Below are 11,958 nucleotides of genomic sequence, written 5' to 3'. Positions count from 1 at the left end.
AATTTTTATAATTCTTTGTTTTTTTATAACGCGAGTTGCCAATTAATTTTGGTTATAAAAAGCTTCTATAGGAAGTAAATTTTTGATAGAAGGTTTACGATCCTGCAACTGATAATTGATTAAACAAGATATCATATGGCTAAATGCATTAGTAACCGATCTATGCCTAGAATGCTCTAGTTTATCAAGAAATTTAAGTTTGCCTATTACGCTTTCTATTAAAGCTCTCTTCAGCAGCATAATCTTATCCATGATAGGCATTAACATGTTTTTCATATTCTTTTTTACTCACGTTATTAGCTGAATACCTTGCGAATATAGGTCAGTAAATAATTCTTGGGATATATACCCACGATCTCCAAAAACCTTACCAAAAATTCCACTAATCATTGATTCTAGCCCTTTCCGATCATCTTTATTGCCACTGCTAAAAGATAGCTTGACCAAATTACCATCTGTATCAATAATTAAATGTAATTTAAAGCCAAAGAACCATCCTTTGGTAGTTTTGCCACGTGCTGCTATTCCTTGGAAAACTTTATGTGAATAGATGCGATAGTTTTGGCATACCGCTATACTAGTAGAATCAACAAAAGAAAGACCTGTGCATTCCTTAAGTAAATGATGCAATAATACTACTAAATATGGCATGTTTCTACCTATTAATTTGGTAAAATGTTGGTAACTAACAAGCTTAAAATCTTCTTGATGGTCGTGCATAATTGCCTCTTGGTAATAATGTTTAAAACAGTCGTAGCAAGAATCATAGTAACCAAGTAATATTGTTAGCACTTCACTTGTGGATAAATAATTACTTATACCTGGTTTAGCTATGCTACTATTAATTACAGGAAAATTATTTGACAAACTTTTTATAAAATCATCGACAAAACAATAAATTGTAGTAAAATCTTTTTTCATAGGTTATTTTTTATTATTGGAAATCATAAAATAACCTATACTCCTCTTAAAGTCTACCTTCTACACTTACATTAATTGGCAACTCGCGTTGAATTAGAAACCTTATTTCCTGAAGGAGTTCGGTTTAAAGAAAGTGGTTGTCCAGATTTTACTCCTTATGCAATTAAAGAAGTGGTGTTAGAAGGTTTAACAGGTAAGAGAAAAAGCGATGGACGGCGTGCAACTGCAGAATTCGGTCTAATAAGCAAGCCAGATGACTATACATGGCATCATGTGGAAGACGGTACAACGATGCAGTTAATACCCAAAAAATTGCATACAGAAGTTTGGCACACCGGGGGAGCATCGTTATTAAAAAGTAATAACAAAAATAAGTGAATATAAAGTAACAAATCAAGAGTTGCAAAATATCGAAACTAAAAAAATTTGTGAGTTACCTAAAGAATATAGAGAGTTTTTACTAGGTTCTGTTGACAAAATTTTATGTTAAGTTATCAGAGTAGAATAAAGAAGTTGCAATAGTAAGAAGAAATGGTAGTTTCTAGTTATCGAAACCAAGAAACTACCGATATGAAGTATTACATAGAAGACCAAGCATGGGAAGCAATTTTATCATTTTTCAAGAAAAAAAAAGCTATACACAACAAGAATGAGGAAAAAATAAGACAGTTTATTGAAGCAATATGGTTTATTGCTAGAACAGGTTGTCAATGGCGTCTTCTGCCTGATTATTATGGTTGTTGGTACAGTGTTTATCGCAGATTTAAGAGATGGGTTGACAAAGGTATATGGGAAGCTTTAATGGATCATGTTAAAGTAGATGTAGATATTGAATCAATGATGATTGATGCAACTATTGTAAGAGCACATGCTTGCTCATCTGGATATATTAAAGGTAATCAAGAGGAAGCAGCTTTAGGTAGAAGCAAAGGTGGTTTTAGTACTAAAATTCATGCCCTCGTTGATGCATTGGGGAACCCACTGAAGTTTATACTAACTGCTGGGCAAAGAAATGATATCACTCAGGCTGAAAATCTTACTAAAGATGTTCAGAATACGACGGTGATAGGTGATAAAGGATATGATAGTAGTGCGTTTGTAGAAAGCCTAGAAAATAAGGGGTGTGAGGTTGTTATACCACCAAAATCTAATCGTAAAGTACAACGTGAATATGATAAACATATTTATAAAGAACGCCATTTAATTGAATGTTTCTTTGGTAAAATCAAACATTTTAGGCGTATATTTTCTAGGTTTGATAAAGCCCCAGCCACCTTTTTAGCCTTTCTAAATTTTGTTGGAGCTTTAATATGGTTACGTTAAAAATTTTGTCAACAGAACCTAGCATATAATGGTGGTAAACCATATTGGAACTGTTTTGAAATGGCAAATTATTTTTTAGATGGTAGATCAGATTTTGATTCTGTTCGTTTTTTTTTATAGTATTTGCTTAGACAGTAACGCAGTAACCAAGAACTACGATATTTTTGAAATGATGAGAGTACATCAAAATAGAATACCAGACGAGCTATTAACTATTGCTACCGATTCATTAGGTAATGAAATATGTCTTTGTGTTAAAGGAGAAAAATATGGAAAGATATTTTTTTGGGATCATGAGGAAGAATCTCCTAGAGGACAAGAGCCTTGGTGGGATAATATTTACCTAATAGCTAACAATTTTACTGGTTTTATCAACGGTTTATGTAAGTTTGATGAAGATGACCAAGGTAATGAAATAAGACGTTTTCAAGATGGTACTGTAAAAATAAATGGTCATCCAGACTGTATTCCTCATGCAAAAATATCAATTGAAATAAAAAAATTAACCTGTACTCGTGAGAAGGATATAAGGATGGCAAATAAGGTGTCTGGGTTACAAGAAACTCCAGACGATTGGACTTGGCATCATGTGGAAGATGGAAAAACTATGCAATTAATACCATATGCTTTACATAAAGGAGTTGAACACACGGGGGAGCAGCAGTAAAAAAAGCAGAGAGAAAAAAATGATAAATAATATTAAAGTAGTAAAATCTCACAAACCAACAAATTTGGAAGAAATAGAAAAATTTGAGCATTTAATACAAGCTAAACTTCCTGGTGATTATAAACAGTTTTTATTAAAACACAATGGCGGACATCCATTGACCGCTACCTATAAATTAAATGAACCAATTAATGCAAAGAATGATGAAATTAGTGTTGATTGGTTTTATGCTTTATATGATGGTGATGTATCAAATATTACTACCCATTTTCAGCAATCATATAACGAAATACTTGGTCAATTTTTGCCGATTGCAGATCAAGGTGCTGGAAAATTATGCCTAGGAGTAGAAGGTGAAGATTATGGTAAGTTATATTATTGGGTTACTAATTGGAGTTTTTGGAATGAGGATGATTTAAATTATCTTTATTTTGTGAGTAATAGCTTTACTGATTTTATTAATGGATTATATGAAAAAACGATTCAGAATAATAATATCATCAGATGTTACCAAGATGGTACTGTGACAATAGAGCCATTACAAAAGCATGAGTAAAGATGGATAGTTTTTACAATAAAGTAATGGTTCCAAAACAAGCCCCTTGGTGGGAAAATATTTATCTAATTTCTGATAGTTTTACTGAATTTTTAGAAGGTTTATATGATTATGATATAGATGAGCAAGGCAACGAGATAAGGCGTTACCAAGATGGTACTATAACCAATCTGGGGACAAATAGAATCCAGAATTTCCAGTGGATCATGGTAGTAAATGGCAATCTGATGTAAGAAATTATTGGAAATGGAGAGTAAATAATGATAAATAAAGATATAGTTAATAGTTGTATAAAAAGAGTGTCTTTATTAAAACAGGATAGTAAACCTGAATTATCAGAAGAAATGGTAAAAAACGTAGAAATAAAACTTAATATATTCTTTCCAGAAGATTTTAAAATATTATGTAACTTTTATGGATATGACTTTTTTCGCTTATTTTCTTTTTATAATTTTGAAGATGAAGAAGGAGTGATTGAGGAAACTAAGTATTATAGAAAAAAGCACAATTTACCTAGTAATTATTTAGTATTATTTTCTGATGATGTTTCTTTTGTATTATTGAAAATAATCTCAACTGATAAGTCTAAAGTTATTTGGTGTGATTATCAAGATTTTTTTAAATTATGTGAGGGGCATCCTATGCAATATAACCCAACAATTTTCCCGAGTTTTGTAGATTTTTATGAGTATCTTTTAGATGAAGAAGAAAAAATCCGTGCTGAAGATCAGCTTCTCGATGATTAATAATAATTTCTTCTAAATTATTATATTTTTTTCATTCTGCTACTTAGTGCTAGTGATTTTGTGGTGTATATTATAGCAAGTTAAGAAAATTAGTTGCTATGTTAAATCTCATTCAGGGAAGGCTAGTTATAGTTAACCCGGCTAATATTACGCCAAATTCACAGATGTCTATTAGCGAGAAGGTTACTTTACAACATTACGTCATTGCGAGAAGGCGTAAGCCGACGAAGCAATCTAAGAAAGTGATTAGATTTGGATTGTTTCGTCGCAGCAAAGCTACTCCTCGCAATGACTTTGGTTTGATACGAATGAATGTTAATCTAATTTGATAGAGGTTATAATGAAAGAATTCACGCCTATTACAGTGGCTTATGGTGATGGTATAGGTCCAGAAATCATGCAAGCGGTATTATATATTTTAAAGGAAGCTTCTGCTAGAATACGTATAGAAGTAGTGGAAGTAGGAGAAAAATTATACCAGAAGCATTATACTTCAGGGATATCACAAGATACTTGGCAATCATTGGCAAGAACTAAGATACTTCTAAAGGCACCTATTACCACCCCTCTAGGTGGTGGGTATAAAAGCTTAAATGTAACTCTTAGAAAAGCCCTATCTCTTTATGCTAATGTTCGCCCTGCTATTTCTTATGCTCCTTTTGTTAAAACACTACATCCACATCTAAACGTAGTGATAGTAAGGGAAAATGTTGAAGATTTATATGCAGGAATTGAATATCGCCAAACTCACAATGTTTATGAGTCTCTTAAGCTAATCAGCCGAGTTGGTAGCGAAAGAATTATTAGATATGCCTTTGAGTATGCAATAAAAAATAATCGTAAAAAGGTCACATGTTTCAGTAAAGATAATATTATGAAAATGTCTGACGGGATTTTTCATAAGGTTTTTGAGGAAATTGCTAATGAATATAAGCAGATTCAAGGTGACTATTATCTTATAGATATCGGCACTGCCAGGCTAGCAGCCCAGCCAGAATTATTTGATGTCATTGTAACTTCAAATCTGTATGGTGATATTATATCTGACGTATCTGCAGAAATTTCTGGTTCAGTAGGACTCGCTGGCTCTGCTAATATAGGGCAGAATTATGCTTTATTTGAAGCTGTACATGGCTCTGCCCCGGATATTGCCGGTCGTAATATAGCTAATCCTTCTGGTTTGCTTAACGCCGCAATTATGATGCTAGTTCACATCGGACAACATGATATTGCTGCATTAGTAGAGAATGCCTGGAAAAAAACTATTGAGGATGGGGTTCATACTGGAGATATCTACAATGACAAAATATCTAGCAAAAAAGTTGGTACTACGGAATTTGCCGATGAAGTAGTGAAAAGACTAGGTACTGAACCTTCTACCCTCAAAGTAGCCGCATATTCCTCAGTAGTTGCTCAACAACAAACTATTGAATATATATATTCGATTAATAGTAAAGAAGTTAAAGAATTGGTAGGTAGTGATGTATTCATACAGATGGTGGCATTGACTGCCCATGAGGTAGCAGAAAAAATTCAAACTATCAGTTTAGGTGACTTAGAATTAAAAACCGTATCTTCCATGGGACTTAAATTATGGCCCAGAGATGAGAGATTTGAATTATTATCTGATCATTGGTGTTGTCGCTTTATGGCAAAGAAGGATGGAGAAAGAATAACCCATTTATCTATAGCCCATTTACTTGAACTACTTAGCCAGGCGGAAATAGATTTTATTAAAATTGAGAATCTTTTTGAATTTGATGGGAAAGCAGGGTATTCACTTGCTCAAGGAGAATAGCTAACCATAGCACCCTGGTTAGTTATAAATTTAATTTTTGAGGATATTTATGATATCTATTATTGGTTATGGATTAACCCTACTTGGAATTATAGCAATATTTTCTGGCATTGTTGGGCTTTTTCGATTTCCTGACTTTTATACAAAAATTCATGCTGCCAGTGTAATTGAATGTTGTGGAGTACCTTTGTCGCTTGTTGGGCTTGCTTTTTTACAACATGATTTTACTAGCTCTTTTAAATTGCTTTTTGCGGCTATATTGATTTTAATATTAAATCCGGTATCTACTCATGCAATTGGTAAGGCTTCCCTATTAAGCCCAAATAACCAAAAAGGATTAAAATGATTGATCGCTTATTTGTTATACCAGACATAATAAATTTCCAACTAGCTAGCTGGTTGCTTGTGGGAATCTTGATATTACTTGTTGTCGTATCAATTAAGCTGATATTTTGTAACTCTTTATTAGAAACAGTGATAATAAACTCTATGTTTAGCTTACTTATTGGTTTATCTTATCTACTGATGGATGCTCCCGACGTGGCAATGACTGAAGTAGCTCTGGGAACCTGTTTATCTAGCTGTGTATTTTTAGGGTTTCTAAGCAAACTGTCAGCCGTACAGAAAAGTAATAGACCTCCTGCAAAACTCGCTTATGCTGAGGAATTTGAAGGAGACGCGGAACGCAGAACCGCAGCGTACTTAAGTGTATGTGAGGATTCGAGTACCGCATCATTGTCCAAATTACCAGCAGAAGTAGAGTTAGGCAAGAGGTCTAATCTTAAACCAACACGAGTAATAAGTTCAGCAATTATATGCATAATTTTTATAGTAGTATTAACCTTCGCAGGGATTGATTTATTAGAATATGGAGCGATAGATTCTCCATTGCAAAACCATCTAACCAAATATTATATTGAACATACTAAAAGTGACATTGGTATTCCATCTTTTGTTGCAGCCCTATTAGCTAGCTATAGAGGGTATGATACTCTTGGAGAAACTGCCGTCATTTTAATTGCTGGAATATCGGTATTATTACTATTCTCACAAAAAATTACTAAAGATGCTTAAAATAATACTGAGAAATTTTATTATTATAAAACATTCTACTCTTTTTATCTTACCCTATATATTTTTATACGGTCTATATATTCAAATTAATGGTGATGCATCACCAGGGGGCGGATTTCAGGCTGGTACTATATTTGCTTCTACGATAATTGGTTTTGATTTAGTTCATGGTCAATTTAAATTACGGCAATATTTCTCTACTGATTTACTAGTTGGTATGGCTACTATCGGAGTATTGATCTATGCCCTAACCGGTATGGTATCAATATTATTTGACGATAATTATTTAAATTATTATTCTTTGGCAGATGATAAATCGCTAGCTCAACATATTGGTATTTTTACCATTGAGATTGGTGTTGGACTTTGTGTTGCATCGGTTATGTGTTTGATATATTCTATTATTACTGTTGAAACATAATAAGATAGTGAACAGAATTCTTTATAGTGCATTTTCGGCCATTAATAGAACATTTATATCATTATTTTGATTAGTTGGTATATCACCATTTATTACACCGCCATTTATAGGTTGTAAGGGAACTTCTGCTAACTGATCCAGCCCTGCTTCAGTATTAAAATAACGATCCGGCATCATACATTTTAGCACCTTATGTATGCCTAAACAAACAAGTAATCCAGTTGCTACTACCACGACGCTCCCAAGTCCTTTAGTAAAATAGCCCCATTTACTATTCAAGAAACTATTATCTTTTGACAAACCATCACCTGTATTATTGAGCATAGTTATATCTCCATTATTTGTTATAGTCATTTCATTTCAGAATAATTGGGTAGTAGGAGTGACGAGTGACAATGTCCCCAACTTTTCATCAATTTACTATATATTTAAAAATTTTTCCAAATTCTTAAGTTGCAGTCATTATTATGTTTGTTATAATTAACCAGAATAATAGCTCCATTAGAAAACATATGCAGACAGAGCCAAGACCACTCTTAATTCAATCAATTCTACTATAGTTATATGCATAAACTAATACAGCTGATCAAATGGGAATATTTAATTCAAAATCGTATTAATAATCTTAGTAAATATCTATTTATATTCTTTTTATTTTGTATTTTCAGTACTGCTTTAATTAATGACCAAACAGATATTAAAAAATTTGGAATTATTTTTTCAGTAATTGTTTTGCCGATAGCTCTAATTGGCTTTTCTAGTCTAATATTTCAGCAAGATGTTGAGGACGGAAGTTTAGAGTTACTATTATCTAGCTTCAATGAGAGTGAAATTATTGCCGCTAAATTAATTACCATAATTGTTAGTTCCCTCACCAGTGCTTTATTAAATATGCCAATAATTTATATTATCTTCGATCTTGACATGCTAACAGTAAGCTATCTTTTGATCAATCTAATTCTATTATTAATTTTGTCCAGTAGCCTATTAGTTTTAATTGGAGCTGTTCAAAGCTATTTTAGGTCAAATACTAATCTATTAGCAATATTAATCATGCCGCTACTAATACCCAACATAATACTTAGCGGTCTTGTTTTACAAAATTTTGATAATATCAATCTAATTTTTGTTATGATTGGTATCAATATGCTCCTTGTACCAATAATATTTTATCTCTCATCCTATCTAATTAAGAATATTTACAACATTTAATTTTAATTATACACTATACTGACCCTTGCACTAATAAAAAAATTGTTATTTTTTTACAATTCATGTAATTTCTACTCGTAGATTTTTTAACTATTTTTCGGTAATTATATATATGTGGCAAGCTTTAAGAAGACTAATAGCAGCTAACCCTATGGGAATGTTTTTATGGACTATCATAGCCAAATGGTACGTTATGATAGCTGTTGCTTCTCTGGTAATATTATTTTGGGTAGCTAAAGGACTCGAACAAATTGGACTTATCAGCTATATAACAACTGCTACCACTGAAATTCTTGATACGTCAAAATCAATTGCTCAACATTGTACTCCAAAATTAGGTCCCAACTTTGAAAATTTAACCAATTTTTGGAAATGTTTAGGAGATCCACCAAAATATGAGGTTAGAGAAGAAACCGGTGAGAAAGCTTTAGAAGACGGATTAAAGAAGTTATTGCCTAAAGATGGAACTGTACCGGAAATGCTCCCTTATCGCAATCCTTATGACTCTCCTGACAATTCTAACGATAGTGATGGTAAATCAACTGATGGCAAATGAGAATAATATAAGTATAAGCTAGGGTAATCAATAAAAATTAGTATGTTAAAGGATGGATACATTAATGACTTTGCAACAAACAAAGCTGTAGATTTAAAAAAGCCTGAAGAAAAAGTACGACAAGAATATGAAAAGATATTGTATGACGACTATTTTTATGACAAAGAGCAATTAGATATTGAAGTTTCAATACAAATGGGTAGCTCTGTAAAAAAAGCAGATATTGTAATATATAAAAATAAATCAAAAAATAGAAATCAATATAGCGATATACTTGGTATTGTTGAGGTTAAAAAGAAAAGTAGAAAAGACGGTTTAGAACAACTGACGAGTTATATGCAAGCTACTTCTGCTTTGTTCGGAGTTTGGACTAATGGAGAAGAAATTGAATATTTATATAAAAATTCTAAAGGAGAAGTAAAGAAAGATTGTCTATTTAACATACCGAAAAAAGGAGAAACGATAGAAGCAATAGGTAATATAACAAAAGATAAATTAAAACCTGTTAAAAATCTAAAACCTGTTTTTAGGCGTATACTAAATACTTTATATTCTAATACAAATATTAGTAGGAAAGAAAAGCTTGGAAGCGAAATGATTAAACTAATCTTTTGTAAGATTATTGATGAGAAATATGAACTTAATAGTCTGCCAAATTTTAGAATAACAACAGAAGAAATGGAGACAATAAATAATGATAAAAGTGAAAATGAAGAAATTAAGATAGCACAATATGGTAAAGTTAAAAAACGAATACAAAAATTGTTTATAAAAGTAAAAGAAGAATTAGAAGATGATGGAATTTTTATTACAAATGAAGAAATAACACTTGATGCAAAATCAATTGTTTATGTAGTTGGAGAACTAGAGCAAATCGCATTACTAAAAACTGAAAAAGATATAGTAGGGGAGGCTTTTGAAACTTTTGCAGAAAGTAAATTAGTTGGTGAAAAAGGTGAATTTTTTACACCTAGAGAAATTGTAAAGCTTGCAGTGCAAATTTTGGATCCATCCCCAAATCAGACCATTATAGACCCTGCTTGTGGTAGTGGTGGTTTTTTAATATATGCACTTGAACATGTTTGGAAAAAAATGGATCATGATCGAACATATAAAAATTCAACAGATATAAATAGGTTAAAAAAGCAAATAGCCGAAAAGTGTTTTTATGGATTAGAGAAAGAAATAGATTTAGTTAAGATATGCAAAGCATATATGACAATTATAGGTGATGGTAAGAGTAAAATTGTTCAAGAAAATACATTGCATCCAATTCATGAATTCCAGGTAAAAACAAAAGAATTAATTACAACTCAAAAAGACGGTGAAATTGAACTAAACACTTTTGATTTTGTTGTTACAAATCCTCCATTTGGTAGCAAAATCAAGGTTCTAAAAGAAGACTGTAAATATTTTGAACTAGGGCATCAATATAAAAAAGAAGGTAATTCTTTTATAAGAACTAATAAAGTAAAAGAAACTGAACCTCAAGAGTTATTTATAGAAAGATGTTTGCAATTATTAAAAGATGGAGGTAAACTTGCAATAGTCTTACCAGAGACTTACCTTCATGCCCCTTCTAAAAAACACGTTCTAGATTTTTTAGTTAAAGAAAATAATATTATTGCAGTTATAGATCTACCTCATAATACTTTTAGACCTTATTGTAATGCGAAAACTTGTTTATTAGTATTAGAAAAAGGCAAAAGACAAAATAGTGATATTATCATGGCTGTTGCAGAAGAAATGGGGCATGATCATACTGGAAGATTAATTTATAGGTACGATAGTACAAATGAGGTATTTACAAAAGAAATTTGGGACGATACAGAAACCATAAGAAATGAGTTGTTATCTAAAAAATTCAATAAAAATACCTTTATAACTTCAAGTTCTGATATCACCAATAACGTTTATGTACCACGCTATTACTGGAAAAAAAAAGAAGAAGAAATAAAAGAGATAGCTAATAATCAAAAATTTAAACTTATTACAATTAACGAATTATTAAAGCAAAATATTTTACAAGCATTTAACGGACATGGTTCACCGCCAAGCGAGTATAAAGGGACTGGAACAGTCCCTTATGTTAGAGTGGCTGATATAATTAATTGGGAAATTTACAAGAACCCAACTGCATTAGTACCAGAACATATATATCATAAAATCAAAGGTAAGAATGGTTTGTCTTTACAACAAGAGGATGTAGTCTTTGTTCGTAGAGGAAGTTATAGGATAGGGTCTGTTGCAATGATTTCAAAATTTGATACGAATGTTTTATTGACTAATGAAATTACAACTTTTAGAATTATTAATCAACATAACATTTACAATATTACATCGTATTATTTTCTATTTGCTATGTCTCATTCAATTACACAAAAACAGCTATATAACAAAATATTCATAGACACAACTCTACCAAATATAGGAGATAGATGGAAGGAACTTTTAATACCTATTCCGTTAGATAGAAATAAAACTTTAGAGATTTCAAATAAGATTAAAGATACATTTACTCAAAAATGGCAAGCTTTGGACAAACTATCTTTTTTAAGGGATGAGTTTGGTGATATTGTAACATAGTTACATCCAATTCATATGAAAATATTGCTTAAGGTATCTAAAACTTATTCGGGGCTATATATACTGCTTTAACCTTAAGCTATACTTGATTTTTTATT

Annotated in this window: 14 protein-coding genes and 2 pseudogenes; 14 read left to right on the top strand and 2 right to left on the bottom strand. The window is 31.6% G+C overall.

The window, feature by feature from the left end:
- Positions 1-42: 42 nt before the first annotated feature.
- Positions 43-921: pseudogene (locus ACFELY_RS02335) on the bottom strand (IS982 family transposase).
- Between the two features lie 75 nt (positions 922-996).
- Between ACFELY_RS02335 and ACFELY_RS02330 the strand changes: the two are divergent.
- The 11 genes and pseudogenes from ACFELY_RS02330 to ACFELY_RS02275 all read left to right on the top strand — a co-directional run bounded on the left by ACFELY_RS02330 (position 997) and on the right by ACFELY_RS02275 (position 7,506).
- A complete protein-coding gene (locus tag ACFELY_RS02330) occupies positions 997-1,299 on the top strand; it encodes an HNH endonuclease (RefSeq protein WP_375333525.1) in 303 nt (100 codons plus the stop codon).
- Positions 1,300-1,491: 192 nt separating this feature from the next.
- Positions 1,492-2,244 (top strand): IS5 family transposase, encoded by a 753-nt coding sequence (locus ACFELY_RS02325; RefSeq protein ID WP_375334093.1) that lies wholly within the window; start codon positions 1,492-1,494, stop codon positions 2,242-2,244.
- A gap of 94 nt (positions 2,245-2,338) precedes the next feature.
- Positions 2,339-2,911: an HNH endonuclease gene (locus tag ACFELY_RS02320; protein WP_375333524.1), complete on the top strand. Its 573-nt coding sequence runs from the start codon at positions 2,339-2,341 to the stop codon at positions 2,909-2,911.
- Between the two features lie 19 nt (positions 2,912-2,930).
- Complete coding sequence (locus ACFELY_RS02315) at positions 2,931-3,467, top strand: SMI1/KNR4 family protein (protein WP_375330194.1); 537 nt, start codon at positions 2,931-2,933, stop codon at positions 3,465-3,467.
- Between the two features lie 2 nt (positions 3,468-3,469).
- On the top strand, positions 3,470-3,700 hold the full coding sequence (locus tag ACFELY_RS02310) for a hypothetical protein (RefSeq protein ID WP_341759684.1): 231 nt from the start codon (positions 3,470-3,472) through the stop codon (positions 3,698-3,700).
- A 27-nt stretch (positions 3,701-3,727) separates the two neighbouring features.
- The gene (locus tag ACFELY_RS02305) at positions 3,728-4,213 is read left to right on the top strand and encodes an SMI1/KNR4 family protein (protein ID WP_375333523.1); all 486 of its coding nucleotides are present in this window, start codon (positions 3,728-3,730) and stop codon (positions 4,211-4,213) included.
- Between the two features lie 340 nt (positions 4,214-4,553).
- Entirely contained in the window at positions 4,554-6,011 is a 1,458-nt protein-coding gene (locus tag ACFELY_RS02300; protein WP_375333522.1) for an NADP-dependent isocitrate dehydrogenase, read from the top strand.
- Between the two features lie 49 nt (positions 6,012-6,060).
- Positions 6,061-6,357 carry a Na+/H+ antiporter subunit G gene (locus ACFELY_RS02295; RefSeq protein WP_375333521.1) on the top strand — a complete coding sequence of 99 codons (297 nt, stop codon included), beginning with the start codon at positions 6,061-6,063 and terminating at the stop codon, positions 6,355-6,357.
- Positions 6,354-6,653, top strand: a pseudogene (locus ACFELY_RS02290) (hydrogenase subunit MbhD domain-containing protein); the annotation flags it as partial. The gene ACFELY_RS02295 and the pseudogene ACFELY_RS02290, both read left to right, overlap by 4 nt.
- 93 nt (positions 6,654-6,746) lie before the next feature.
- Entirely contained in the window at positions 6,747-7,085 is a 339-nt protein-coding gene (gene mbhE / locus ACFELY_RS02280; RefSeq protein ID WP_410521668.1) for a hydrogen gas-evolving membrane-bound hydrogenase subunit E, read from the top strand.
- Positions 7,078-7,506, top strand: coding sequence for a Na(+)/H(+) antiporter subunit B (locus ACFELY_RS02275; protein ID WP_375333520.1), 429 nt, complete (start codon positions 7,078-7,080; stop codon positions 7,504-7,506). The genes mbhE and ACFELY_RS02275 overlap by 8 nt, the downstream gene beginning before the upstream one ends.
- Positions 7,507-7,527: 21 nt before the next feature.
- On the opposite strand, the gene ACFELY_RS02270 is transcribed toward ACFELY_RS02275, so the two are convergent.
- Positions 7,528-7,830 (bottom strand): hypothetical protein, encoded by a 303-nt coding sequence (locus ACFELY_RS02270; protein ID WP_375333519.1) that lies wholly within the window; start codon positions 7,828-7,830, stop codon positions 7,528-7,530.
- 240 nt (positions 7,831-8,070) lie between these two features.
- On the opposite strand from ACFELY_RS02270, the gene ACFELY_RS02265 reads away from it, so the two are divergent.
- The 3 genes from ACFELY_RS02265 to ACFELY_RS02255 all read left to right on the top strand — a co-directional run bounded on the left by ACFELY_RS02265 (position 8,071) and on the right by ACFELY_RS02255 (position 11,860).
- The gene (locus ACFELY_RS02265; protein ID WP_375333518.1) at positions 8,071-8,718 is read left to right on the top strand and encodes a heme exporter protein CcmB; all 648 of its coding nucleotides are present in this window, start codon (positions 8,071-8,073) and stop codon (positions 8,716-8,718) included.
- Positions 8,719-8,830: 112 nt separating this feature from the next.
- Positions 8,831-9,274 (top strand): DUF2670 domain-containing protein, encoded by a 444-nt coding sequence (locus ACFELY_RS02260; RefSeq protein WP_094649011.1) that lies wholly within the window; start codon positions 8,831-8,833, stop codon positions 9,272-9,274.
- A gap of 42 nt (positions 9,275-9,316) precedes the next feature.
- Complete coding sequence (locus ACFELY_RS02255) at positions 9,317-11,860, top strand: N-6 DNA methylase (RefSeq protein WP_375333517.1); 2,544 nt, start codon at positions 9,317-9,319, stop codon at positions 11,858-11,860.
- Positions 11,861-11,958: the final 98 nt, after the last annotated feature.

It is taken from the genome of Candidatus Tisiphia endosymbiont of Xenochironomus xenolabis, from assembly GCF_964264705.1.
GTDB lineage: Bacteria > Pseudomonadota > Alphaproteobacteria > Rickettsiales > Rickettsiaceae > Tisiphia.
The sequence above is the reverse complement of the archived record's forward strand: the minus strand, read 5'-3'. Positions and strand labels throughout refer to the sequence as shown.